The sequence below is a fragment of the Phytopseudomonas seleniipraecipitans genome (assembly GCF_900102335.1).
GTDB classification, from domain to species: domain Bacteria; phylum Pseudomonadota; class Gammaproteobacteria; order Pseudomonadales; family Pseudomonadaceae; genus Aquipseudomonas; species Aquipseudomonas seleniipraecipitans.
Window position 1 is genome coordinate 359,619 of sequence record NZ_FNBM01000004.1, and the last position, 23,847, is coordinate 383,465.

Sequence of the window (23,847 nt, forward strand, 5' to 3'; positions counted from 1 at the left end):
ACGGCTATGCTGACACGCGTTTTCCAGACAACGGAGCCACTGATGACCATCGCCCATAGCCTGTCGCTCGCCGCGGCAATCGCGCTGCTGAGTGCCTGCGCGAGCCCGTCGAAAAGCGTCGCCGTTCAGCAACAGACGCAGTGCCCGCTCAACCTGCAAGTGGGCCAGCAGATGATCCTCAGCCTGCCGAGCAATCCCACCACCGGTTACCGCTGGGCAGTGCGTGAAGACGCCAGCAGCATACTCAAAAGCCTCGGCCCGGAAGTCTACAGCGCGTCGCAATCCGATCTGGTCGGCGGCGATGGGCACTCCACTTGGCGCTTCCAGGCAATCGGCAGCGGCGAGGCACAATTGTTGCTGACCTATGCCCAGCCCTGGGACGCCAGCACCGAACCAGCCGAAACGTTCGACTGCCGGATTCAGGTTCGTTAAGGCCGCTGCACGTCTGCTGATGTCGGGCGAGCCATCGATCGGCCCTCTCGACAGACGATGAATGGCGGCGCCGCTACCGACGAATAACGTCGACAAGGTTTGGCTAATCGCCGGACTTGGCTAAAATGCGCGCCTTTCCAGCGCCGCGCAGACCGACCGTGAACAGACAGCCCGACCAACTTTTCGCCCAGCCTCTGGATCAGGTGCCAGATTTCGTGTTCAACGAAGACGTGGCGCGCGTGTTCCCGGACATGATCAAGCGCTCGGTGCCCGGTTATCCGACCATCGTCGAGAACATCGGTGTGCTGGCCGGCCAGTTCGCACAACCCAACAGCCTGCTCTATGACCTGGGCAGCTCCCTGGGCGCCGTTACCCAGGCACTGCGTCGCCACGTGCAGGTCGAGGGTTGCCGAGTCATCGCTGTAGACAACTCGGTGGCCATGGTCGAGCGTTGCCGCGAGTACCTGCATGCCCAGGACGCCATGTTTCAGGAGTTGCTGCCGGTGGAAGTCATCGAGGCAGACATCCTCGCCATGCAGTGGCAGCCGGCCTCTCTGGTGGCGATGAATTTCACCCTGCAGTTCATCGCCCCGGAAAATCGCCTGGAACTGCTCAGCCGGATCCACCGCACGTTGCTGCCTGGCGGCGCGCTGATCCTTTCGGAAAAACTGCGCTTCGAGGACCAGCAGCAACATGCCCTGCTCACCGATCTGCACGTGGCGTTCAAGCGCGCCAACGGCTACAGCGAGCTGGAAATCGCCCAGAAACGCAGCGCCATCGAAAATGTAATGCTGCCCGACAGCCTCGAACAGCACCGTGAACGCCTGCTCGCCGCCGGCTTCAGCAACGTGGTGCCGTGGTTCCAGTGCCTGAACTTCGCCTCCTTGGTGGCCCTGCCATGATGCGCCGCATGGACCTCGACGCCCTGCAGGCGCAGCTCGCCGGTACCCCGCTGCAAGAATGGAGCGCAGACTTGCCGGGGCAGATCGACGCCAGGCTGGCCATCGGCCATGGCGACCTTCAACGTTGGTACGCAGCGGTCGAGGCGCTGCCGCCGCTGGTGGCCGAGCAGATCGACTTGCGCGATGACTTCCGCCTCGACGGCCCCCGTGACGAAACCGCACGGGCAGCGCTGGATAGCGCCCTGCGCGGGTTGATCCCATGGCGCAAAGGCCCGTTTCATCTGTTCGACGTGCACGTCGACACCGAGTGGCGCTCGGACTGGAAATGGCAGCGGGTCTCCCCGCACCTCGATCTGACCGGCAAGCGCGTGCTCGATGTCGGCTGCGGCAACGGCTACTACATGTGGCGCATGCTCGGCGACGGCGCCGCAAGCGTGGTCGGCATCGACCCGAACTGGCTGTTCCTTTGCCAGTTCCTGGCCATGAAACATTACCTGCCAGACATGCCAGCCTGGCACCTGCCCATCGGCATCGAAGACCTGCCGGCGAAACTGCAAGGCTTCGACACCGTGTTTTCGATGGGCGTGCTGTACCACCGGCGCTCGCCCATCGACCACCTGCTGGAGCTCAAGGACTGCCTGCTCAAGGGCGGCGAGCTGGTGCTGGAAACCCTGGTGGTGGAAGGCGATGCCAATCAGGTGCTGGTTCCCGAAGATCGCTACGCGCAAATGCGCAATGTGTGGTTCCTGCCCTCGGTACCGGCGCTTGAGTTATGGCTGCGCCGCGCTGGCTTCGTCGATGTGCGCTGCGTGGACGTGAGCGTCACCTCGGTCGAGGAGCAGCGCAGCACCGAGTGGATGCGCTACCAGTCGCTACCGGAATTCCTCGACCCGCTGGATCACAGCCGCACCATCGAAGGCCTGCCTGCGCCAAGGCGCGCCGTGCTGGTCGCGCGCAAGCCCTAGGCAGCGTTCTCATTTGAGGTCATCGGGCATCACCGTTACCTTTTTACGTTTGGGAATGGCGGATGTTTTAACCCTAAGCTGGTATCGGCAGATAAGTGCTATGACTCAGATGTTTTGATTGAGACGATCCAGCAGTGCGCAGCCCAGACTGTAATTCCTGCAAGGAGACATCGCTTAAACCCTCGACCACTGGATCGCCGTGTCTACAGGGTACGTAATTTGGTTGAGCGATATTTCCAGAAGCTGAAGCAGTTTCGCCGGATTGCGACAAGGTACGGGCGGTTGACCAGAAACTACCGGTCAATGCTCAGCCTCGTATCAGCAGTCACCTGGCTGGCCTAATTGAGAACCACCCTAGTGACCGCCATCAATTTCCGACAAAATACCGTAATGGAAAATGAACAAGATATTCATCCAGACGCGGCTGTTGCTCCTAGCTACCTCGCGAAGCACGCAGAGCGTGTGTTTCATCGCGCGGTAGAGGCAGCGTTACGGTCACATGGAACCTCGCTCACTTTAATTGGCCCGTTACTGTGGCTGGCTTGGCGCGGCCCGATGCTTCAGCGGGACCTCGTGAAAGCGTCTGCGATAAAACAGCCCGCCATGGTTGCGACTTTAGACAAGCTAGAAGCAGCAGGCCTGATCGAACGTGCCGTCGTGGCGACAAACAAGCGCGCTGCGCTTGTAAGCATCACACCGCGCGGTCGGGATACGGCAGCGCTAGGACGGCAGATTTTGCTCGATACCAACGCACGTGGCATGAGTGGATTCACGCCAGAGGAGGCAGCCATTTTACTGGCGTTACTCCAGCGGTTCATCAAAAATTTGGAAGACTGACTCTTATATCACACGTGATGTTTATTTATATCACGCATGATATTGTGCGCGGACTACAGGAGAGTCCGTATGCGTAAAAAAATTTTGATCAGTGGCGCAAGTGTTGCTGGAAATACCACAGCCTGGTGGCTTTCCCGGTATGGCTTTGATGTGACTGTTATTGAAAAGGCGCCTGCTTTTCGTAACGGGGGCCAAAACGTAGATGTCCGCGGTGCAGGTCGAGTGGTCCTGCGCAAGATGGGACTTGAGCAAGCAGCCCAAGCTCTTGGCACCGGTGAAATTGGCACTGATTGGGTAGACGAAGATGATAATCCCATCGCGCGCTTTCACGTCGACGATATAGGCGACGGGCCAACAGCAGAGCTGGAAATAATGCGTGGCGACATTGCGCGAATGATCTACGAGCCTGCAAGTAGCCGATCAACCTTTCTTTTCAGTGAGACCATCAGGGCTCTTGAGCAAGATGCAGACGGCGTCACCGTCCACTTCAGTAATAGCCCAAGTGCTCGATACGATGCCGTCATCGTTGCAGAAGGCGTCGGATCACCCACTCGCGAATTGATTTTTCCAGGAGAGAACAATCCGAAGTGGATGGACATGACGCTTGCCTATTTCGCAATACCCAAAACTTCCGCCGATGGCGTGTTCGCACGTCAATACAACACCGTGGGTGGAATCGGTGCGACGTTAAAGCCTGGTCGTGGGAACAACGTGCATGTCTACATGGGGATGCAGAAAAAGCCTGAAGGCGAGAACGACTGGCCTATAGAGCGGCAGAAACAGTTCCTTCAGGAGCGGTTCTCCGACGCAGGATGGCATTTTCCACGCATTCTTGAAGGCATGAACAAAACTGATAATTTCTATTTTGATGTTCTGCGCCAAGTGAGAATGCGCCGCTGGCATCACGACCGTGTCGTCCTTACGGGTGACGCGGCATGGTGCGTTACGCCGTTATCTGGCATCGGCACTACACTCGCTATCGTCGGCGGCTATGTATTGGCTGGCGAGCTATCTCGAACAGACGATCTTCCATCTGCACTGGTCGCGTATGAGCGCGTCATGCGACCGTTTGTGAAAGAAGGGCAAGGCGTTCCCAAATTCGTGCCGCGCATGCTTTGGCCTCACACTCGTACAGGGCTTAAATTGCTCAGAAGTGCAATGCAACTTGCAGGGAAACCGGCAGTACGTAAAACATTTTCCAAACTATTCCTGCGGGATGCGGAAAAAATTGACCTTCCGGACTATGCATCCGACGTCACCCCTTAACAGGCTAGGGTTCGTTAGGCTGCGCGTGCGTGGAGACTTTGTCGAATCGGTAATACGCCTGCCAGATGAGCCTGTTGCTGAACCGTAACAAGCCGGCCTCGGCGTCGTCTATTACCGGCTACTTTTGCGTCTCCACTCGGCTTGCCGCGTGACAATCAAGCGCAGAGGCATCTGCGCTCCAGCGCTCACTCGCTCGTGCGCGCTGCCCAGGCGCACTTGACCAATACCTTCGAGCCTTAGCAGGCGGCGCATCTTGCGCCTCCAGCACCAAGCGAAATACCAGTCACCCAGACACTGCGCCAGCTCTGCTGGAAAGCTGCCTGGTAACCGAGCTTGATCGGTGTGCTCGGCACCTGCTGAATGCTGTTTGCTCGTCGTCATAACAACGCTCCTCACCACCTGTGAACACCGGTTATCGGTGATCGCTTGCCGACAGATTGAGTTGCGCCTACCGTTAAGGCAAATGAGTAATACCAAACTATCAATTAAGAAAACATTAACAACCCATGAAGAGCACGCTCCTGGCCGACATACCCGCTGCGCTTCCGCTACTGGAAAGCGATGTCCTGAAGACGTTCGTCGGTATCGCCGAAAGCGGCAGTTTCACCCGCACCGCTGCGCAGGTGTTTCGCACCACGGCAGCCGTAAGCCAACAGATCAAGCGCCTGGAAGAAACCTTGGGCCGCAGCCTATTCCTACGAGAAAGCCGTCGCGTACGGCTAACCACGGATGGCGAGATTTTGCTCGGCTACGCCCGCCGCCTGCTCAAGCTTAACGAGGAAGCGGTATCGCACTTTCTGGTTCCCAATCTGGCGGGCACCGTCCGTTTTGGTACGCCCTTCGATATCGGCGTTGGCGCCCTTCCCGATCTGCTTTCGCAATTCGCCCTCAGCCATCCGGCGGTTCAGGTTGATGTGTCAGTAGGCCGCAGCTGCGAGCTGATCGAGCGCCTGGATGCCGGGGAGCTGGACCTCACCTTGCTGAACACCGGCAACGGCGACGCCGACGACTCCCGAGGGGAAATCATCTGCAGCGAATCGCTGGTGTGGGCTGGTCGTGATGGTGGGCTAGCGGTCAAGCGCATGCCATTGCCGCTGGCCGTCGCCAGCCGCGGCTGCGCCTGGCGGCGTGCTGCTATGGATGGATTGGACCGGCTGGGCCGCAGTTACCGCATTGCCTACTCAAGCGAGCAGTGCGCCGGCCAGGAAGCGGCGCTGCTGGCCGATCTGGCCATTGCAGCCTTCCCTGCCAGCTTGGTGAAACCACCGTTGCGCCGCCTCTCCCAGCAGGAGTTCGGGCTGCCGCCGCTGGGGGATTACCACATCAAATTGTTACGTGGCAGCAACCGTGGCGCCGCCGCCGAAGCATTGGCAGCACAGGTCGCAGTGGCCTACGGGGCAAAGCGCTAGTGCGCGGCGGCACTCTCGATCAATTGCTTCATCTCCCGCACCGCATCCTTGAAGCCAACGAACAGCGCGTGGCTCACCAGCGCATGGCCGATGTTCAGCTCGTTGATACCGGGGATCGCCGCCACTGGCTCGACATTGTGGTAATGCAGGCCATGGCCGGCATTGACGATCAGCCCTAGCGAAACGCCCAAGGCAACGCCTTCGCGGATACGCTGCAGTTCGATGGCAGCCTGCTGCGGATCATGCGCATCGGCATAACGGCCAGTGTGCAGCTCGATAGCCGGCGCGCCAGTGCGCTTGCTCGCCTCGATCTGCCGTGGGTCCGCATCGATGAACAGCGAAACCTCACTATCAACGGCCGCTAGCCGCTTTACCGCTGCAGCGATGCGCGCTTCCTGCCCGGCCACATCCAGACCACCTTCAGTGGTCAACTCCTGACGAGTTTCCGGCACCAGGCAGACGTGCTCCGGGCGAATTTCTTCGGCGAAGTCGAGCATGAAATCGGTCACGCCCATCTCGAAGTTCATGCGCGTCTGCATGACTTCCTTGAGCAGGCGCACATCGCGCTCCTGAATGTGCCGGCGATCTTCACGCAGGTGCACGGTAATGCCATCAGCCCCGGCCTCTTCCGCATCCAGCGCCGCCTTGACCGGGTCGGGATAGCGCGTGCCGCGTGCCTGACGCAGGGTGGCGACGTGGTCGATATTCACGCCCAGCAAAACACGATTGGCTTTAGTCACGGGTCGGCTCCTTGAGCGTCATGAACAATTCGCGGCTGACCAGAGGTCGACCGCCCAGATGAGGTGCCAGCGCCTGACGCATCAGCCGTTTGGCTGCGGCTAGCGCCCCTGGCGCGGTCCAGTCGGCCTCGGCCATGGCCAGCAGTTCGCTGCCCAGAAAGGCACCAGGCTGCCAATGGCCGATGGGCAAGAAGCCGCTATCGGCCTGCAGTCGGTACAAACCGCCCTCGACGACAGCGTCACCCTGCACGTCGTTGTGCAGAGCGAAACCATAGCCGAGTTCATCGAGCAGCCGCCATTCGAAGGCGCGCAGCAGCGGCTCCAACGCGCGCCCCTGGGCCAGCGCCAGCACCGTCATGGCGTACTGTTCGAAAATCACCGGATGCGGATCTTCGGCCGGCAGTACACGGATCAGCAATTCGTTGAGGTACAGGCCGCTGAACAGCGCCTCGCCGGAGAGCAAATTGGGAATACCGGAGGCTTCCAGCCGGCCGACGTTCTTCAGCTCGCCGCGGCCGCGGGTTTCCAGCTCAAGAGGAATGAACGGCCTGGCGAGGCTGCCGGCCTTGCCCCGTGCGCCGCGTAACACGGCACGCAGGCGCCCCTGGGGCGTAAGAAAGTCAACCAGCGCACTGCTTTCACGGTACGCACGGCTGTGCAAGACATAGGCGGGCTGGCTGAGCGCAAGCATGCTGAATCACTCGCTGTCGGTGCCAGCCGCAAGGCGGCGGGATGCCGGGACGCCGGGCGCCGGGTCAGATATTGTCGTAGCCCAAGGAACGCAGGGCGCGCTCATCGTCGGACCAGCCGCTTTTGACCTTAACCCAGAGGTTGAGCATGACCTTGGTGTCGAACATCGACTCCATGTCCTTGCGCGCGTCCTGGCCGATGCGCTTGATGCGCTCGCCCTTCTCGCCAATGATGATTTTCTTCTGCCCGTCACGCTCGACCAGAATCAGCGCATGGATGTGCATGATCCGACCTTCGCGCTTGAACTCTTCAATCTCGACGGTGATTTGGTAGGGCAGCTCGGCACCCAGCTGACGCATAATCTTCTCGCGCACCAGTTCAGCAGCGAAAAAGCGACCGGAGCGATCGGTAATCTGGTCTTCCGGGAAGAAGTGCACGCCTTCCGGCAGGCGATCACCTACCAACTTTTCCAGAGAGTCGAGGTTGTGGCCATGTTGCGCCGAAACCGGCACGATTTCAGCGTTCGGTAGTTGCTCTGCCAGCCACTTAAGGTGCGGCATCAGGTCGGCCTTGTCGTCCAGACGGTCGGTCTTGTTGACCGCCAGGATCACTGGCCCCTGCACGTACTGAATGCGCTCGAGAACCATCTGGTCTTCGTCGGTCCAGCGGGTACGATCAACCACGAAGATCACCACGTCGACATCCTTCAGCGCCGACGAGGCGTTCTTGTTCATGTAGCGGTTGAGCGCTTTCTCGTTATTCTTGTGCAGGCCGGGCGTGTCGACATAGATGGCCTGCGTCTCGCCTTCGGTCTTGATGCCAAGCATGTTGTGGCGAGTGGTCTGCGGCTTGCGCGAGGTAATTGCCAGCTTCTGGCCAAGAATGTGGTTGAGCAACGTCGATTTGCCCACGTTGGGCCGGCCGACGATGGCGACATAGCCACAGCGTGTAACAGGCGAATCAGTCATTGCCGTTCTCCACACCCAGCGCGATCAACGCGGCCGTCGCTGCAACCTGTTCGGCTATGCGACGACTGGCACCTTGGCCCAGGGTTTTGTCATTGAGTAGATTGATCTGGCATTCGACCACGAAGGTTCGGCAATGAGGTTCGCCCTGAATATCGACCACCTCATAACGCGGCAACTCGCAGGCACGCGACTGCAAAAACTCCTGCAGGCGGGTCTTCGGGTCCTTGTTGGTATCGACCAGGGTCAGGCTGTCCAGCTCGCTGGTCAGCCAGGCCAGCACTCGCTCGCGGGCGACATCCATGCCAGCGTCCAGGTAAATGGCGCCGATCAGGGCTTCCAGCGCATCAGCGAGAATCGAGTCACGACGGAAACCGCCGCTCTTCAATTCACCGGAGCCGAGGCGCAGGTATTCGCCCAGGTCAAACCCACGGGCCATTACAGCCAGGGTTTCGCCCTTTACCAGCCGCGCACGCAACCGGGAGAGCTGGCCTTCGCGGGCCAGGGGAAAGCGCTCGTAGAGCGCCTCACCGGCAACGAAATTGAGGATGGCATCGCCGAGAAACTCCAGGCGCTCGTTATTGCGCCCGGCAAAGCTGCGATGGGTCAGCGCCAGGATCATCAGATCCTGGTCCTTGAAGGTGTGCCCGAGCTGGCGCTCAAGGCGGGTCAACGAAACACTCACGGCATTCGCACACGAAATTCTTTATCGAAATTGACCACCAGATCGAGGTTCTCGATCAGCGATTCACGTTTTTCATACTTCAGGTGGGCGAGAAACTCATTGTTCTCGATGGTCACCTTCAACACATCTTTCAGGTTCAGGTCGCGGATACTATTGACCGTCATGCCACGGCTGACGTGAGCATAGAAGTCGCCTACGGTCCTGACTTCCTGCACCTTGTCGGTCTCGACCGAGGTGATGATCTTTTCCATCGACATGTAGTCGAGGTAATGCGGGATTATCTTGAACGCGGTGCTGGCGAGAAACGCCACCACAGCAAGCACAACCAGCCAACTCACAATCGACAGGCCTTGCTGCGAGCGTGCGAATTTCATGTTTTTCCCCAAATATCCAGATAGTTCTAGTCATGCGCGTCGCGCGCACAAGAAGACTATAGATAGCTGGCGGCGCCGTATTGAACGGCGCCGCAAATTTTCATCAGATCAGTGAATGAGGCCGACACGGGAGAAGTTCGGCAGGTGGCTGAACTTGGGATCCGGCCAGCTCATCCAGATGGCGAACGCCTTGCCGACAATGTTGCGATCCGGAACCATGCCCAGCACATCCTTGGGGATATTCGGGTCGTTCCAGTAACGGCTGTCGTTGGAGTTGTCGCGGTTGTCGCCCATCATGAAGTAATGCCCTTCGGGAATCGTCCACTCCTTGCCAGGCTCGGCGCGGTAGCGGTTCATCTCCTTGCGGATGCGATGCTCCATATCACCCAGACGCTCGCTGTACAGCGTGGCGCTGCCAAGGCTGCCGGGCTCTTCGCCGATCAGCTGCTCGGCGATGGGCTTGCCATTGACGAACAGATGCTTGTCGCTGCTGTAACGAACGTGGTCGCCGGGCAGGCCGATCACGCGCTTGATGTAATTGACGTTGGGGTCACTGGGATAACGGAACACCATGACGTCTCCGCGCTGCGGATCACCGACCTCGATCACCTTGGTATCCAGCACTGGCAGGCGAATGCCATAGGCGAATTTGTTGACCAGAATGAAATCGCCAACTTCTAGCGTCGGGATCATCGAGCCAGACGGAATCTGGAACGGCTCTACCAAAAACGAGCGCAGCACCAGCACGATGGCCAGCACCGGAAAGAACGACTTGCCGTATTCAACCAGCAAAGGCTCTTTGTTGAGCTTCTCGACCACTGCCTCGTCGGGCTGCTCGACTTTGCCCTGATAACTGGCAATCGCCGCACGACGACGGGGCGCCAGGAATACCAGGTCGAACAGCGCCAGCGCGCCGCACACGGCGACGGCGATGACCAGCAACAGCGGAAAATTGAATGACATAGGCCCTAACTATCCAACTTGAGTACAGCAAGGAAGGCTTCCTGCGGAATTTCCACGTTGCCCACTTGCTTCATGCGCTTCTTACCGGCCTTCTGCTTTTCCAGCAGCTTGCGCTTACGGCTTACGTCACCGCCATAGCACTTGGCCAGAACGTTCTTTCTCAGCGCCTTGACAGTGGTACGCGCCACAATCTGTCCGCCGATGGCGGCCTGGATGGCAACGTCGAACATCTGCCGAGGGATCAGTTCTTTCATCTTCTCGGTCAACTGACGCCCTTTGTAGTGGGCGTTGTCACGGTGCACGATCAATGCCAGCGCATCGACCTTGTCACCGTTGATCAGCACGTCCAGCTTGACCAGATTGGCCGACTGGTAACGGTCGAAATGGTAATCCAGCGAGGCATAGCCACGGCTGGTGGATTTCAGGCGGTCGAAGAAATCGAGCACCACTTCGTTCATCGGCAGGTCATAGCGAACCTGGACCTGAGTGCCGAGGAACTGCATGTCACGTTGTACACCGCGCTTCTCGATGCACAGGGTGATCACGTTACCCAGATGTTCCTGCGGAACCAAGATGGTTGCTTGTACGATCGGCTCACGGAAGTCTTCGACCGAGGACACATCCGGCAGCTTGGACGGGTTGTCGACGTAGATCGTTTCACCGGTCTTGAGCAACACTTCGAAAATAACGCTCGGCGCGGTGGTGATCAGATCCAGGTCGTACTCGCGCTCCAGGCGCTCCTGGATGATTTCCATATGCAGCATGCCGAGGAAGCCACAGCGGAAGCCGAAGCCCAGGGCGTCGGAGCTTTCCGGCAGGTACTGCAGCGATGAGTCGTTGAGGGTCAGCTTCTGCAGCGCATCGCGGAAGTCCTCGAAATCTTCAGAGCTGACCGGGAACAGACCGGCGTATACCTGCGGCTGAATACGCTTGAAGCCTGCCAGCATTTCGACGTCGGGTGTCGAGCTAAGGGTCAGGGTATCGCCCACCGGCGCGCCGTGAATGTCCTTGATGCTGGCGATAATGAAGCCCACTTCACCTGCCTTGAGATCGGCGGTGGCGGTGTGCTTGGGATTGAATACGCCAACACTGTCGACCAGGTGCACCTTGCCGGTGGACTTGACCAGAATCTTGTCACCTTTCTTCACTCGACCGTGGCGCACGCGAACCAGGGAGACGACGCCCAGGTAGTTGTCGAACCAGGAGTCGATGATCAGCGCTTGCAACGGCGCCTCGATCTCGCCGGTCGGCGCCGGAATGGTGTGCACCAGGCGCTCCAGTACCTCATCGACGCCCATGCCGCTCTTGGCGCTGCAGGCGACGGCGTCGGTGGCATCGATGCCGATGATCTTCTCGATCTCGTCCTTGACGCGATCTGGATCGGCTTGCGGCAGGTCCATCTTGTTGAGCACAGGCATCACTTCCAGGCCCTGCTCGATGGCCGTGTAGCAGTTGGCTACCGACTGTGCTTCCACGCCCTGGCCGGCATCGACCACCAGCAACGCACCTTCACAGGCGGCCAGCGAGCGGCTCACCTCATAGGTGAAGTCGACGTGGCCGGGTGTATCGATGAAGTTCAGTTGGTAGGTGATGCCGTCCTTCGCCTTGTAGTACAAGGTGACGCTGTGAGCCTTGATGGTGATGCCGCGCTCACGCTCCAGATCCATAGAGTCGAGTACCTGAGCCTCCATCTCACGCGCGGTCAGACCACCGCACATCTGGATGAAACGGTCAGCCAGCGTCGACTTGCCGTGGTCAATGTGGGCAATGATGGAAAAATTGCGGATATGACTCAGGTCACTCACAGGACAACACTCGAAAAGGCCGCAGGCGACTGCCCGCCGAAAATAGCCGGGAAGTTTACCCGAGAGGTTGCCCCTACGTCACGTCGGGACAACCGGTGGAGCGAGGTATTTGCCAGCCTGAGCACTCCGAAAACCCCCAGGGCAGCGAAGAATTCGATCATGACTACGACTCCGGTGAGTTATTTCATGAGTAGCCGCCCATAAAAAGAGGCGACTTTCGCCGCCTCTTTTCTATCACGACCAATCAGGCCACGATTCAGTCAAACCTACCTGGCAAGACTCACTCAGCCAGCTTGAAGGTGATGAAGCTGGCGCGCCCCTGGCGCAGCACACGCATCGACACCGAGCGGTTTTTCGGCAGTGCCTGAGCGACTTCATCGAAGTTGGATGCCGAGCTGATCGCCTGGTTGTTCAGGTGAGTAATCACGTCACCCGGGCGCAGGCCGATCAATGCAGCCGGACCGTCCTGTACTTCACGGATGATCACACCCCCTTTGAGATCCAGCGCTTTCTTCTGCTCACCGGACAGCTCAGCGACACTGACACCCAGGCGGTTGCTGCTGCGCTCGACGCCCGGCGTGGCACTTTCGGCCGTCTCGTCACCGTCATCGGCGGGCATGGCACCTACGGCTAGCTTGAGGTTCTTACGCGAACCTTCACGGACAATTTCCAGATTAGCCTTGGTGCCAGGCTTCAAGACGCCCACTAGGTGCGGCAGATCAGCGGACATGATGATCGGCTTGCCATCCAGGCTGAGGATTACGTCACCCACCTGCAGCCCACCTTTAGCGGCCGGGCCGTCTTCCATGACTTGCGCGACCAGCGCACCGGCTGGTTTTTCCAGACCGAAGGACTCGGCGAGATCCTTGTTCACTTCCTGAATGACCACACCCAACCAGCCACGGCTAACCTTGCCGCTGCTCTTCAACTGGTCGGCCACATCCATTGCCACGCTCATCGGGATGGCAAATGACAAACCCATGAAGCCGCCGGAGCGAGTGAATATCTGCGAGTTGATGCCGACCACTTCGCCCTCCAGGTTGAACAGCGGACCGCCCGAATTACCCGGATTGATGGCCACGTCGGTCTGGATGAACGGCACATAGCTTTCGTTCGGCAGACTGCGACCTTTGGCGCTGACGATACCGGCAGTCACCGAATGGTCAAAACCGAAGGGCGAGCCAATGGCCAACACCCACTCCCCGACCTTCAGATCGTCGGAATTGCCCAGCTTCACCGTGGGCAGATCGTCAGCTTCGACCTTGAGCAAAGCCACATCACTGCGCGGATCGGTACCGATCAGCTTGGCTTCCAGCTCACTGCGATCAGATAACCGCACGATGATCTCATCGGCGTCGGCGACCACATGATTATTGGTCAGGATGTAGCCATCCTTGGAAATGATGAAGCCGGAGCCCAGCGATTGAGCTTCACGCTGACGACCACCGCCCGGGGCACGGGGCTGCTGGGGAATGTTGCGCTCGAAGAACTCGCGAAACATTGGCGGCAGGCCTTCCAGATCCGGAACAGCGAGACCGCCATTGCCTGCGACGGCATTTGGCACTTTCTGCCGGGTACTGATATTGACCACGGCAGGCGAAGCGGCTTCGACAAGTGGCGTGAAGTCCGGCAACTGCGCATGCGCGGCAACGGACTGGGCCATCATGAACACCGCGAATAGCGCGGCCGCGTAGGTTTTCAGGCTAGGCATCGACATTGCAGTTTCTTCCCCATCCAGAACAAGCGAGCCCCTGCGGGGCTATCGGTAAAACAACATAACGGTACAACGACACAACGGACCTTTGTCATCCCCTCGACCCAGCCTGCTGTGTACACCGGATCAGAGCGAATCGACATGAGGATACGCTCCGACATTGCCGACAGGTATCTCAGTAACATCACCATGCCATCTCTGGCATCGATTGTCAGGCGCCGAGAATGAACTGCCAGCTAAACGCTTCTATGTATAAATGCCGCCCTGCAAAGGGTTATGCAACGGAACGACTAAACACATGGTTAGCCAATCTGGACCCCACATATCTTTCGCCCGCCACGCAAGCGATGCGCTGCGCGGCAGCACTAAACGAATGGCCGCACACCTCAGTGCCGAATGCCCCTGAGGCAACATTTCCCAGGTAGAAGTAACTGAAAAAACTCTCGCTCACACTTCTACCTGGCTCATTGAGACGCCAAATAAAGTGCGTGGAGAGTTTTTGGGTTATTAACATGGAGAACATCTTGATCGCCTCCAACCCTTATTGGGTTGATGCGACCGACCCCGCGCTTCGGCAGCCATGGTGTGAATAACCAAGGAACTGCCGAGCAACAGGGAGGCATAGAGCGCATGACGCATGTGCGCTCTACTTAACGCTCTTGGTCACTCACAGCAGCACCGTTAGCAGTCTGCTGGGCTTGCTGACGCAGGTACTCAGGAAGTTCCTGTTCAGTCTCGGCAGATACGGTCTCAATGCTAGGCTGAGAATCCGAAGTACTGAAACCGGCCAGGATAGCTGGACCTTGCGCCTGCGGCAGTGCGATTGCAGGTTGATCCTGCTGAGCCAGCTGGGCTCCGGCAACATCGTCTTCATTGTAGAAGCGCACACCCGCCAGCACTGCAACGGTCACGGTAGCTGCTACAGCTACCCGACCAAGACTGCGCCAAGGACCACGCACTACTTTCTGCTCCGCTGCCGGTGTGGCATCGTCTGCCAGGGCTGCGGAAACGGCTGCAGCGATGTCCAGCTGTGGCACGAGCAGATCCTTGTGCATCACAGCGCGGGCTACTTGGTAACGAGACCAGGTTGCACGCATTTCGGCATCGTTGCTCGCACCGAGCACACGCCGAAGTTCAAGTTCATCCGCTTCGTTATCCATTACCGCGGACAGCGATTCCTGCAGGGCTTCACGACTCATAGCGGTTCCTCTCTTGGCTGTCGCCGCTGTCTCAGGCTTCCTGCAACAGCGGTTGCAGGGACTTGTCGATGGCTTCACGCGCCCGAAAGATTCGCGAACGCACTGTGCCAACAGGACACTGCATGACGCTCGCAATGTCTTCGTAACTAAGACCATCAAATTCACGTAACGTTAGCGCCGTTCGTAAATCTTCTGGTAATTGCTGAATGCTCCGATGCACGGTGGCTTCGATTTCATCCCTCAACAACGCACGCTCGGGAGATTCGATGTCCTTGAGGGCATGATCGCCGTCGTAGAACTCCGCATCCTCTGCGCTTACATCGTTATCCGGTGGCCGCCGACCGCGAGAAACCAGATGATTCTTCGCCGTGTTAATGGCGATGCGGTATAGCCATGTATAGAACGCACTATCACCGCGAAAGTTTCCAAGCGCCCGATAAGCTTTTACAAAAGCTTCCTGCGCCACATCCTGAGCTTCATGGGTGTCGTGCACGAAACGCACGATCAACCCGAGAATCTTGTGCTGGTACTTCAGCACCAACAGATCAAACGCTCGCTTGTCACCACGCTGAACGCGCTCGACCAGCTGCTGATCCTCTTCCTGGGTTAGCATGAATACTCCTCGTTGAATTCGTAGGAGGTCAGCGTCTGCAAGAGGACCAGTCTGCAAAAATAGACTCGAGCCATGCGCAAAAGTTCTCCCCCTCCGAACAAGCTTCCCGCAAAACGCTTTCTGGTTTTGCACGAAACAGCGCACCAGGGTGCTGCCCTGCTGCGCGAATAGTCTTAGAACGCCTGAGGTGCAGAGGTGAATTTTCGCTTTATCGCGACTTCACGCGCCTGACCGCCAGACACAATCCCTCTCCGGGGCGACCCGGCTATGAACCTTGACGACTATAAAAGTTCATCCTGGTTCTAGCTGGGCATATGAAACTCCAGCACCACTTTCTCAAGAACTACCTGGCAGGCACATCGCCAGCCCGCCACGATACACCTTCTGCTCGCGACAGCCCACTGGGCTGGCTATTGTGCCGCTGCCCCTCTCTATATACTAGAGGGCGCCCCCTAGTGGACTCTTAGAACAATGAGCCAACATTTCCACCATGACGTCCTGGTTATCGGCAGCGGTGCTGCGGGCCTGACCCTGGCACTGACCCTCCCCGAGCACCTGCGCATCGCGGTGCTGAGCAAAGGTGAGCTGGCCAACGGCTCGACTTTCTGGGCTCAGGGTGGCGTGGCGGCAGTCCTGGACGACAGCGACACCATCGACTCCCATGTGGATGACACGCTCAATGCGGGCGGCGGCCTGTGCCGTGAAGATGCCGTGCGCTTCACCGTGGAGCACAGCCGCGAGGCCATTCAGTGGCTTATCGACCAAGGCGTACCCTTCACGCGGGACGACGAGCATGATCGAGAGGACGGCGGGTTCGAGTTCCACCTGACTCGCGAAGGCGGCCACAGCCATCGGCGCATCATCCATGCCGCCGACGCCACCGGCGCGGCGATCTTCAATACCCTCCTTGAGCGCACGCGCGAGCGCAGCAATGTCGAATTGCTCGAGCAGCGGGTCGCGATCGACCTGATTACCGAGCGCAAACTCGGGCGCGAGGGCCAGCGCTGCATAGGCGCCTACGTGCTGGATCGGCGCAGCGGCGAGGTGGACACTCACCACGCCCGCTTCGTCATCCTGGCCACGGGCGGCGCAGCCAAGGTGTACCTGTACACCAGCAACCCGGATGGGGCCTGCGGTGACGGCATCGCCATGGCCTGGCGCGCCGGCTGTCGGGTTGGCAACCTGGAGTTCAACCAGTTCCACCCGACCTGCCTCTACCACCCGCAGGCCAAGAGTTTTCTGGTGACCGAGGCGCTGCGCGGTGAAGGTGCGTTATTGCGCCTGCCCAATGGCGAACGCTTCATGCCGCGCTTCGACACTCGCGAAGAACTGGCGCCGCGCGACATCGTCGCCCGTGCCATCGACCATGAAATGAAGCGCCTGGGCATCGACTGCGTTTACCTGGACATCAGCCACAAGCCCTCAGATTTCGTCAAAAGCCACTTCCCTACCGTCTACCAGCGCTGCCTGGAATTCGGCATCGATATGACCCGGCAGCCAATCCCCGTGGTGCCCGCAGCGCACTACACCTGCGGCGGCGTGGTTGTCGATCAGGCTGGCCGCAGCGATGTGCCCGGCCTTTACGCGATCGGCGAAACCAGTTTCACCGGCCTGCATGGCGCCAATCGTATGGCCAGTAACTCACTGCTCGAATGCTTCGTGTATGCCCGCTCTGCCGCCGCGGACATCGTCGCGCAGCTGGATCAGATTAAGATGCCCGCAGACCTGCCGTCCTGGGACGCCAGCCAGGTGACCGACTCGGACGAAGACGTGATCATCGCCCATAACTGGGATGAGCTGCGGCGCTTCATGTGGGACTACGTCGGTATCGTACGCACCACCAAGCGATTGCAGCGCGCCCAGCACCGCGTGCGGCTGCTGCTCGACGAGATCGATGAGTTCTACAGCAACTACAAGGTCAGCCGGGATCTGATCGAACTGCGCAATCTGGCCCAGGTGGCCGAGTTGATGATTCTCTCGGCCATGGAGCGCAAAGAGTCGCGGGGCCTGCATTACACCCTGGATTATCCGGACATGCTGCCCGAAGCCATGGACACTATTCTGCGACCCGCCAACGCTGACGGCTGAATTTCAGGCGCACACGCAGGCGACGATGGGCTTCATACGCCAGGGCATCCGCTGGGATGCAGAGGCTGTGCACGCGGTGTTGGCCGGCCAGGCGGAACCTGAGGAGCACCAGCCACGGCAGCGCGAGGCTGTCAGGTAGCAAGGTGACAGGCAGCCAATCGCCGTCTGCACGGCGCGCCTGCCAACCCTCGTCGTCGTGACGCACGCCGCGGAAGGTCTCAGGGCTGCTCAGCAGCACGTGCCGAGGCAAAACCCAGGCTGCGTGAGCGCCACACATCGCCAGGCCGGCGACCCGAGCCCACAGCGCAAGCTCGACCCAAAACAGCGTTAACAGGACAAGCACCTGCAGGCACAGGTAGATCTCCAGCAACCGTCGAGACGGTTGCCAGTAGCATTCGAAGCGCTTACTTGGGCTGGACACGATCCAGGATCATGCGAACGATGTAACGCAGATCGGCATCCTCGGGTTCGCCACGCTGCATGAACCAGCCGAACATGTCCTGATCTTCGCACTCGAGCAGCTTGCGATAGCGAGCGCGGTCTTCGTCGTTCAGCGTGGCGTACACCTCGCGCACGAAGGGCACCAACAGCACGTCCAACTCGAGCATGCCGCGTCGGCTGTGCCAGAAGAGGCGATTGAGTTCAGTGGCGTCGACCATGGGCTGCTCCTCGGAAAAGGCCGGCAGTATAACAACAGCTGCCGGCCAGATCAGCGCTGCCATCGGGCAATACTTGCTGTGCCCAGGCCGACGAGCTTTTGCCTGTAGCTTGCGGCTCACTGCTGCTCTTATCATGGCAGCCTCATTCTTTACCGGCGACGTTCTCGATCATGGCCGATAGCGCTTTCTTCTGCACACTCACCCATGAAGGCATTCTCGCGGTGCGCGGCCCCGACGCCGGCAAATTTCTGCAAGGGCAGATCACCTGCAACATCAGCTACCTGGGCACCAATGGCTCGAGCCTCGGAGCACGCTGCACAGCAAAAGGCCGCATGCTTTCCAGTTTTCGCATCGTCAGCGTGGCGGATGGTTTCCTGCTGGCGATGGATCGCGAGCTGCTGGCGCCGCAGCTGACCGATCTGCAGAAATACGCGGTGTTCTCCAAAGCCAAGCTCACCGATGAAAGTGAGGCCTGGGTTCGCTATGGTTTGAGCGCTGGCGACACAGCGTTACGAGCGCTGGGCCTGGAACTGGCGACCGAAGCAGACAGTGTCGCAACCACCGAAAGCCTGTTCGCCATCCGCCTGAGCGATGGTCGCGCCGAACTGTGGGTGCCAGCACAACACGACGCAAGCATTCGCCAACAATTAAGCGAGCACCTGCCGCCGGCGACGCTCAATGACTGGCGGTTGGCGCAAATCCGCGCCGGCATCGGCCAGGTGACCGGCGCGACCCGAGAGCTGTTCATCCCGCAGATGATCAACCTGCAAGCCGTTGGCGGGGTCAGCTTCAAGAAAGGTTGTTACACCGGGCAGGAAATCGTCGCCCGCATGCAGTACCTGGGCAAGCTCAAGCGCCGCCTCTATCGGCTCACTGGCACCTGTGCCGAGCTACCCTTGCCCGGCACCGAGCTGTTTTCCCCTGTGCATCGCAGCGCGGTGGGCGAAGTGGTGTTGGCGGCGTCCTGCGCCACTGGCGTAGAACTGCTCGCCGTGCTGCAGGAAGACGCAGCAAATAATGGCGCTGTGCATCTCGGCGCCCTGGAAGGAGCGCCGCTCACCCTGCTCGACTTGCCGTATACGCTGGACAGTAACCGCGAAATCCAGCGCTGACGTACACTGCGCTTCGTCCGCCAACACAACGCTAACAACGAGAATTTCATGAGCAAACTCGCCGAGAAAGTCCAACTGGATCTGATCAAAGCCATCGACAACGATGAACTGGTTCTGCCGACCTTGCCCGAGGTCGCCCTGAAAGTTCGCGAGGCGGCTGAAGACCCGAATGTCGGCATCCCGGAATTGAGCAAGGTCATCGGCAATGACGCGGCACTTACCGCACGCATCATCAAGGTGGTAAACAGCCCGTTGCTGCGCACCAACCGGGAAATTACCGATCTGCAGATGGCCATCGGCCGCCTGGGCATCAATTACACCTGCAACCTGGCCACCGGCCTTGCCATGGAGCAGATGTTCCAGGCCACCACCGATGTGGTCGACCGCAAGATGCGTGAAGTGTGGAACAAGAGCACCGAGATCGCCGGCATCAGCCACGTTCTGTGCCGCCACTACACCCGCCTGATGCCGGATCAAGCCACGCTAGCCGGGCTGGTCCACCAGATCGGCGTGCTGCCGATCCTGACCTACGCTGAAGAGCACAGCGAGCTACTAGCCGACTCGATCAGCCTCAATCATGTGATCGAACAGATCCACCCGATAATCGGTGACAAGATCCTGCGCGCCTGGGAGTTCCCTGAGGTCATCGCCTGCGTGCCCAGCCAGTACGCGAATTTCAGCCGTAACAGTGCGAAAGTCGATTACGTCGACATCGTCCAAGTGGCCACCCTGCAAAGCCATCTTGGTACACCGCACCCGTACACTCAGTTGGATTGGAGCCAAATCCCGGCGTTTGCCAAGCTCGGTCTGAAGCCGGATATGGATATCCATGCCGATGAAGACCTGTCAGCGGCCATGGATGCTGCCATGACCATGCTGCAGTAAACCCGCTGTGGCGAGCGGCTGCTCGCCGTTTTTGGTTCAGTCGGCTTCGCTGTGGAACGCCACGCGGACCAGCAAACCCTGCGGACTGGCTTGATGCAGACTGATGGCGGCACGATGTGCCTGGCAGATCTCGCCCACGATGGCCAGCCCCAACCCTGCGCCAAGCCCCTGAGCCTGACGGCGATAAAAGCGTTCGAACACCCGCTCGCGATCCTCTTCGGGAATTCCCGGCCCGTCATCCTCCACCTCTAACACGCCGGACTCCAGCACTCGCAGGGTCACGTTGCCGCCGGCTTCGGTGTAAGCCATGGCATTATCGATCAGGTTGCACAGCAGCTCGTTGAGCAGCGTCGGCTCGCCATGAATCCACACCGGCTGTTCGGCCTCAAGCGCCAGCGCGACACCCCGCGAATGGGCCAACGGCGCCAAGGCCATGCCCAGTTCGCGAGCCAGTTGGCTGAGGTCCAGGCGCAGCGCCCCGCCCTCGGCAATCGCCCGGGCGCCACTTTCGATACGCGCCAGTGACAGCAGTTGATTCGCCAGATGGGTGAGGCGATCGGCATTCAGCGCTGCGTCCTCCAGGGTGGCATGCCACACCTCGGGCTCGCGAGCGCGCAAGCCGAGTTCGACACGAGCCTTTAGCGCAGCAAGCGGCGTGCGCAATTCATGTGAGGCATCGGCGATGAATTGTGACTGCCGCTGGAACAATCGGCGCAGACGGGCATTGAACTGGTTCAATGCATTGACCAGCGGAAGCAGCTCTCGCGGCATGTCACCATCGGGCAGCGGTCGCAGGTCATCGCTACTGCGCGCGGCCACGGCGCGCCGCAGGCTCTCCAGCGGCCGCAGACCCGCGCTCACCGCCAGCCACACCAGCAGCAGCGCACTGACCGACAGCAGCCCCATGCGCCATAGCGTGCCAAGCAACAGGTCGCGAGTCATACGCTCGCGGGCCCCCTGGGTTTCGGCCACGCGAATTTCCGCCATGCCACTGTAGCCCGGCTCGCTGACCGGCTGCAGAAAGCTGACCACCCGCACGCCCTGTCCGAGGTACTCGCCGTCATAGAACTTGGCCAAGGCGGGATAGTCGTTGGTACGCGGCGTATCAGGCGGTGCTGCCGGTATATTGTCGTAACCGGACACCAGCTCACCCTTGGGGCCCAGCACCTGATAGTAGATGCGCCCGGCGCTGTCGTAGGCGAAGGTATCGAGCGCGATATAGGGCACATTGGCGCTGAGCATGCCCTCTACCGCATAAAGGCCGTCGGAAATAGCCCGTGCGGAGGCCAGCAAGGTACGGTCATAGGCCGTATCCGCGGCATGCCGGGCGCTCCAGTAAGCCGTGAGGCTGCTGACCAGTAGAATTACCGTGAACAATACCGCCAGCCGCCGGATCAGCCGCCCACGCAGACTACCCGGCCTATCCACCCGTGGCTTCCAACAGGTAACCGAGACCGCGGAACGTGACGATACGCACCGAACCGCCTTCCAGCTTCTTGCGCAGCCGATGCACGTAGATCTCGATTGAGTCGGCACTCGCGTCTTCGTCCAGACCGAATACCTGAGACGCCAACTGTTCTTTGCTCATGACCCGCCCCGGGCGAGCGATCATCGCTTCGAGTACGGCCTGCTCGCGAGACGTCAGATTGAGGTTCTCGTCCAACAAGGTGAAACGGCGGGTATCCAGGTCGTAAACCAGGTCGCCGCAGCGCAACTGTTGTTCGCCGCCGAGCATGCTGCGCCGCAGCAACGCCTTGACCCGCGCCTCCAGCTCGCTCAGCTCGAACGGCTTGGCCAGGTAGTCATCGGCCCCCAGATTGAGGCCGTGCACCCGGTCCTTGACCTCACCGCGAGCGGTTAGCATCAATACCGGCACGGTCTTGCCGCGCGCGCGCAGACGCGCCAGGACCTCGAAACCGTCCATACGCGGCAACCCTACATCAAGGATCGCCAAGGCGTACTCCTCGCTGCTCAGTGCCATGTCCGCGGCCACTCCGTCATGCAGAACATCCACTGTCCACCCGGCACTCTTGAGCGCCTGAGTCACGCTCGCCGCCAATTGCGGATGATCCTCGACCAGCAGTATTCGCACTGCAACCTCCACACCGAACCATGGACCTGACCGCCATGAGGGGCAGGAGTTTACCGCTCGCGCAAGAACTTGGCTGTTAAGACATTCACCGAGACCGCCAAGGAACAACTTTCAGCATTGAAAGCTTTGCGAAAGGTTACGCCACTAGGATAACTGGAAGGTGGCTTGATCCCCCTATAAAACGATCTGCACAGTGGCGTGCAGGCGTGACAAAAATAACAAGGAGTATCCACACAATGCCGACAGCCCAGCGTCTGCCCGCTTCAACACCGAAGCTGCCCACCCTCGACTCCCGAAGATTTGCTCACCTGATTATCTAGACTGCTTTTGCGCACGCGTGATGCTGATGACGCGCACCGCGCACTGCTGATCGGATAGGTGCTGCCGTACCCACAATAAAGACTCCACCGGAGAACGCCCCATGAAAACATCCATGCGTACCATTCTGCTGACCGCTTCCTGCCTGCTGGTTGCCGGCCAGGCATTCGCCGACGAGCCACGTCGCCCCGAGTGCATCGCACCGGCAGCGCCGGGCGGCGGTTTCGACCTGACCTGCAAGTTGGCACAGAGTGCCCTGGTTGAAAGCAAGCTGCTGAAATCGCCAATGCGCGTGACCTACATGCCAGGCGGCGTGGGTGCGGTGGCTTATAACGCGGTTGTCGCCCAGCGCCCCTCTGACGCCGGCACCATCACCGCCTTCTCGAGCGGCTCGCTGCTGAATCTGGCACAAGGCAAATTCGGTCGCTTCGACGAGAGCGCCGTGAAGTGGCTGGCTGGCGTCGGCACCAGCTACGGCGCCTTGGCGGTTCGCAAGGACTCGCCTTACAAAACCCTGGACGATCTGGTCAAAGCACTCAAGGACGATCCAAGTAAAGTGGTCATCGGCTCAGGCGGCACCGTCGGTAGCCAGGACTGGATGCAGACCGCCCTGATCGCCCGCTCTGCTGGTATCGACCCGAAAGAAATGCGCTATGTGGCGATGGAAGGCGGCGGTGAGCTGGCCACCGCACTGCTCGGCGGTCATATTCAGGTCGCCAGTACCGACATTGCCGACTCCGTACCGCACATCGAAAGCGGCGACATGCGCATTCTCGCTGTGTTCTCCGAAGATCGCCTTCCGGGTGACGTAGTGGCCAGCATCCCGACCGCCAAAGAACAAGGCTACGAAGTGGTCTGGCCGGTAATTCGCGGCTTCTACCTCGGCCCGAAAGTCAGCGATGAAGCCTATGCTTGGTGGAAGAACTCCTTCGACCAACTGCTCGCTTCCGAGGACTTCGCCAAGCTGCGTGAAGATCGCCAGCTTTATCCGTTCGCCATGACCGGCGAAGAACTCGACGGCTACGTGAAGAAGCAGGTCGCCCAGTACAAGGAACTGGCCCAGGAATTCGGCCTGATCCAGCAGTAACCCAGCTCCAACTACTTGTGATTCACGGTCATCCTCTGGGCATTGCC

General features: G+C 59.6%; 25 protein-coding genes. 11 read left to right on the forward strand and 14 right to left on the reverse strand.

The window, feature by feature from the left end; all coding sequences use genetic code 11:
- Positions 1–42: 42 nt before the first annotated feature.
- The 7 genes from BLS60_RS11765 to BLS60_RS11800 all read left to right on the forward strand — a co-directional run bounded on the left by BLS60_RS11765 (position 43) and on the right by BLS60_RS11800 (position 5,811).
- Positions 43–432, forward strand: coding sequence for a protease inhibitor I42 family protein (locus BLS60_RS11765; protein ID WP_092368147.1), 390 nt, complete (start codon positions 43–45; stop codon positions 430–432).
- 125 nt (positions 433–557) lie between these two features.
- Positions 558–1,334 (forward strand): carboxy-S-adenosyl-L-methionine synthase CmoA, encoded by a 777-nt coding sequence (gene cmoA / locus BLS60_RS11770; RefSeq protein WP_070883243.1) that lies wholly within the window; start codon positions 558–560, stop codon positions 1,332–1,334.
- Positions 1,331–2,299 carry a tRNA 5-methoxyuridine(34)/uridine 5-oxyacetic acid(34) synthase CmoB gene (gene cmoB / locus BLS60_RS11775; RefSeq protein ID WP_092368150.1) on the forward strand — a complete coding sequence of 323 codons (969 nt, stop codon included), beginning with the start codon at positions 1,331–1,333 and terminating at the stop codon, positions 2,297–2,299. Before cmoA ends, cmoB begins: the two co-directional genes overlap by 4 nt.
- 78 nt (positions 2,300–2,377) lie before the next feature.
- Positions 2,378–2,641, forward strand: coding sequence for a transposase (locus tag BLS60_RS21845; RefSeq protein ID WP_420848456.1), 264 nt, complete (start codon positions 2,378–2,380; stop codon positions 2,639–2,641).
- Between the two features lie 15 nt (positions 2,642–2,656).
- Entirely contained in the window at positions 2,657–3,136 is a 480-nt protein-coding gene (locus BLS60_RS11785) for a MarR family winged helix-turn-helix transcriptional regulator (protein ID WP_208597297.1), read from the forward strand.
- 69 nt (positions 3,137–3,205) lie between these two features.
- On the forward strand, positions 3,206–4,402 hold the full coding sequence (locus BLS60_RS11790; RefSeq protein WP_092368156.1) for an FAD-dependent monooxygenase: 1,197 nt from the start codon (positions 3,206–3,208) through the stop codon (positions 4,400–4,402).
- 506 nt (positions 4,403–4,908) lie between these two features.
- Positions 4,909–5,811: a LysR substrate-binding domain-containing protein gene (locus tag BLS60_RS11800; RefSeq protein ID WP_092368162.1), complete on the forward strand. Its 903-nt coding sequence runs from the start codon at positions 4,909–4,911 to the stop codon at positions 5,809–5,811.
- Here the strand turns inward: BLS60_RS11800 and pdxJ are convergent.
- From pdxJ to rpoE, 10 genes are all read right to left on the reverse strand, one after another.
- On the reverse strand, positions 5,808–6,551 hold the full coding sequence (pdxJ, locus tag BLS60_RS11805; RefSeq protein WP_092368165.1) for a pyridoxine 5'-phosphate synthase: 744 nt from the start codon (positions 6,549–6,551) through the stop codon (positions 5,808–5,810). The genes BLS60_RS11800 and pdxJ overlap by 4 nt on opposite strands.
- Complete coding sequence (gene recO, locus BLS60_RS11810) at positions 6,544–7,242, reverse strand: DNA repair protein RecO (RefSeq protein ID WP_092368168.1); 699 nt, start codon at positions 7,240–7,242, stop codon at positions 6,544–6,546. The genes pdxJ and recO overlap by 8 nt, the downstream gene beginning before the upstream one ends.
- A 64-nt stretch (positions 7,243–7,306) precedes the next feature.
- Positions 7,307–8,209, reverse strand: coding sequence for a GTPase Era (era, locus tag BLS60_RS11815; RefSeq protein ID WP_092368171.1), 903 nt, complete (start codon positions 8,207–8,209; stop codon positions 7,307–7,309).
- Positions 8,202–8,891 carry a ribonuclease III gene (gene rnc / locus BLS60_RS11820; RefSeq protein WP_070883250.1) on the reverse strand — a complete coding sequence of 230 codons (690 nt, stop codon included), beginning with the start codon at positions 8,889–8,891 and terminating at the stop codon, positions 8,202–8,204. The genes era and rnc overlap by 8 nt, the downstream gene beginning before the upstream one ends.
- A complete protein-coding gene (locus BLS60_RS11825) occupies positions 8,888–9,265 on the reverse strand; it encodes a DUF4845 domain-containing protein (protein WP_070883251.1) in 378 nt (125 codons plus the stop codon). The genes rnc and BLS60_RS11825 overlap by 4 nt, the downstream gene beginning before the upstream one ends.
- Positions 9,266–9,373: 108 nt before the next feature.
- The gene (gene lepB / locus BLS60_RS11830; protein ID WP_070883252.1) at positions 9,374–10,228 is read right to left on the reverse strand and encodes a signal peptidase I; all 855 of its coding nucleotides are present in this window, start codon (positions 10,226–10,228) and stop codon (positions 9,374–9,376) included.
- Positions 10,229–10,233: 5 nt separating this feature from the next.
- Complete coding sequence (gene lepA / locus BLS60_RS11835) at positions 10,234–12,033, reverse strand: translation elongation factor 4 (RefSeq protein ID WP_070883253.1); 1,800 nt, start codon at positions 12,031–12,033, stop codon at positions 10,234–10,236.
- A gap of 280 nt (positions 12,034–12,313) precedes the next feature.
- Entirely contained in the window at positions 12,314–13,750 is a 1,437-nt protein-coding gene (locus BLS60_RS11840; RefSeq protein ID WP_070883254.1) for a DegQ family serine endoprotease, read from the reverse strand.
- 647 nt (positions 13,751–14,397) lie between these two features.
- On the reverse strand, positions 14,398–14,946 hold the full coding sequence (locus BLS60_RS11845) for an RseA family anti-sigma factor (RefSeq protein WP_070883255.1): 549 nt from the start codon (positions 14,944–14,946) through the stop codon (positions 14,398–14,400).
- A 31-nt stretch (positions 14,947–14,977) separates the two neighbouring features.
- Complete coding sequence (gene rpoE / locus BLS60_RS11850; RefSeq protein WP_013792331.1) at positions 14,978–15,559, reverse strand: RNA polymerase sigma factor RpoE/AlgU; 582 nt, start codon at positions 15,557–15,559, stop codon at positions 14,978–14,980.
- A gap of 471 nt (positions 15,560–16,030) precedes the next feature.
- Here rpoE and nadB point away from each other — a divergent pair, with 471 nt between their 5' ends.
- The gene (gene nadB, locus BLS60_RS11855) at positions 16,031–17,647 is read left to right on the forward strand and encodes an L-aspartate oxidase (protein WP_092368174.1); all 1,617 of its coding nucleotides are present in this window, start codon (positions 16,031–16,033) and stop codon (positions 17,645–17,647) included.
- Here the strand turns inward: nadB and BLS60_RS11860 are convergent.
- Both BLS60_RS11860 and BLS60_RS11865 read right to left on the reverse strand, forming a co-directional pair.
- A complete protein-coding gene (locus tag BLS60_RS11860; protein WP_092368177.1) occupies positions 17,616–18,068 on the reverse strand; it encodes a protein YgfX in 453 nt (150 codons plus the stop codon). The genes nadB and BLS60_RS11860 overlap by 32 nt on opposite strands.
- On the reverse strand, positions 18,052–18,306 hold the full coding sequence (locus BLS60_RS11865) for an FAD assembly factor SdhE (protein WP_042555046.1): 255 nt from the start codon (positions 18,304–18,306) through the stop codon (positions 18,052–18,054). Before BLS60_RS11865 ends, BLS60_RS11860 begins: the two co-directional genes overlap by 17 nt.
- 170 nt (positions 18,307–18,476) lie before the next feature.
- Here BLS60_RS11865 and ygfZ point away from each other — a divergent pair, with 170 nt between their 5' ends.
- Positions 18,477–19,418 carry a CAF17-like 4Fe-4S cluster assembly/insertion protein YgfZ gene (gene ygfZ / locus BLS60_RS11870; protein ID WP_092368180.1) on the forward strand — a complete coding sequence of 314 codons (942 nt, stop codon included), beginning with the start codon at positions 18,477–18,479 and terminating at the stop codon, positions 19,416–19,418.
- Between the two features lie 48 nt (positions 19,419–19,466).
- Positions 19,467–20,303 (forward strand): HDOD domain-containing protein, encoded by an 837-nt coding sequence (locus tag BLS60_RS11875; RefSeq protein WP_070883259.1) that lies wholly within the window; start codon positions 19,467–19,469, stop codon positions 20,301–20,303.
- 36 nt (positions 20,304–20,339) lie between these two features.
- On the opposite strand, the gene BLS60_RS11880 is transcribed toward BLS60_RS11875, so the two are convergent.
- Both BLS60_RS11880 and BLS60_RS11885 read right to left on the reverse strand, forming a co-directional pair.
- The gene (locus BLS60_RS11880) at positions 20,340–21,731 is read right to left on the reverse strand and encodes a sensor histidine kinase (RefSeq protein ID WP_070883260.1); all 1,392 of its coding nucleotides are present in this window, start codon (positions 21,729–21,731) and stop codon (positions 20,340–20,342) included.
- The gene (locus tag BLS60_RS11885) at positions 21,724–22,395 is read right to left on the reverse strand and encodes a response regulator (RefSeq protein ID WP_070883261.1); all 672 of its coding nucleotides are present in this window, start codon (positions 22,393–22,395) and stop codon (positions 21,724–21,726) included. Before BLS60_RS11885 ends, BLS60_RS11880 begins: the two co-directional genes overlap by 8 nt.
- A 421-nt stretch (positions 22,396–22,816) precedes the next feature.
- Here BLS60_RS11885 and BLS60_RS11890 point away from each other — a divergent pair, with 421 nt between their 5' ends.
- On the forward strand, positions 22,817–23,800 hold the full coding sequence (locus BLS60_RS11890; protein WP_092368183.1) for a Bug family tripartite tricarboxylate transporter substrate binding protein: 984 nt from the start codon (positions 22,817–22,819) through the stop codon (positions 23,798–23,800).
- The last annotated feature ends 47 nt before the right edge of the window (positions 23,801–23,847 follow it).

Bases quoted from the DNA above. Each gene is read 5' to 3' on its own strand.
- rpoE (WP_013792331.1), bottom strand. From the start codon at position 15,559: ATGCTAACCCAGGAAGAGGATCAGCAGCTGGTCGAGCGCGTTCAGCGT.
- BLS60_RS11890 (WP_092368183.1), top strand. From the start codon at position 22,817: ATGAAAACATCCATGCGTACCATTCTGCTGACCGCTTCCTGCCTGCTG.
- BLS60_RS11865 (WP_042555046.1), bottom strand. From the start codon at position 18,306: ATGGTCGACGCCACTGAACTCAATCGCCTCTTCTGGCACAGCCGACGC.
- BLS60_RS11800 (WP_092368162.1), top strand. From the start codon at position 4,909: ATGAAGAGCACGCTCCTGGCCGACATACCCGCTGCGCTTCCGCTACTG.
- BLS60_RS11875 (WP_070883259.1), top strand. From the start codon at position 19,467: ATGAGCAAACTCGCCGAGAAAGTCCAACTGGATCTGATCAAAGCCATC.
- BLS60_RS11840 (WP_070883254.1), bottom strand. From the start codon at position 13,750: ATGTCGATGCCTAGCCTGAAAACCTACGCGGCCGCGCTATTCGCGGTG.
- ygfZ (WP_092368180.1), top strand. From the start codon at position 18,477: ATGGCCGATAGCGCTTTCTTCTGCACACTCACCCATGAAGGCATTCTC.
- BLS60_RS11790 (WP_092368156.1), top strand. From the start codon at position 3,206: ATGCGTAAAAAAATTTTGATCAGTGGCGCAAGTGTTGCTGGAAATACC.
- cmoB (WP_092368150.1), top strand. From the start codon at position 1,331: ATGATGCGCCGCATGGACCTCGACGCCCTGCAGGCGCAGCTCGCCGGT.
- BLS60_RS11845 (WP_070883255.1), bottom strand. From the start codon at position 14,946: ATGAGTCGTGAAGCCCTGCAGGAATCGCTGTCCGCGGTAATGGATAAC.
- recO (WP_092368168.1), bottom strand. From the start codon at position 7,242: ATGCTTGCGCTCAGCCAGCCCGCCTATGTCTTGCACAGCCGTGCGTAC.
- nadB (WP_092368174.1), top strand. From the start codon at position 16,031: ATGAGCCAACATTTCCACCATGACGTCCTGGTTATCGGCAGCGGTGCT.
- BLS60_RS11825 (WP_070883251.1), bottom strand. From the start codon at position 9,265: ATGAAATTCGCACGCTCGCAGCAAGGCCTGTCGATTGTGAGTTGGCTG.
- cmoA (WP_070883243.1), top strand. From the start codon at position 558: ATGCGCGCCTTTCCAGCGCCGCGCAGACCGACCGTGAACAGACAGCCC.
- lepB (WP_070883252.1), bottom strand. From the start codon at position 10,228: ATGTCATTCAATTTTCCGCTGTTGCTGGTCATCGCCGTCGCCGTGTGC.
- era (WP_092368171.1), bottom strand. From the start codon at position 8,209: ATGACTGATTCGCCTGTTACACGCTGTGGCTATGTCGCCATCGTCGGC.
- BLS60_RS11765 (WP_092368147.1), top strand. From the start codon at position 43: ATGACCATCGCCCATAGCCTGTCGCTCGCCGCGGCAATCGCGCTGCTG.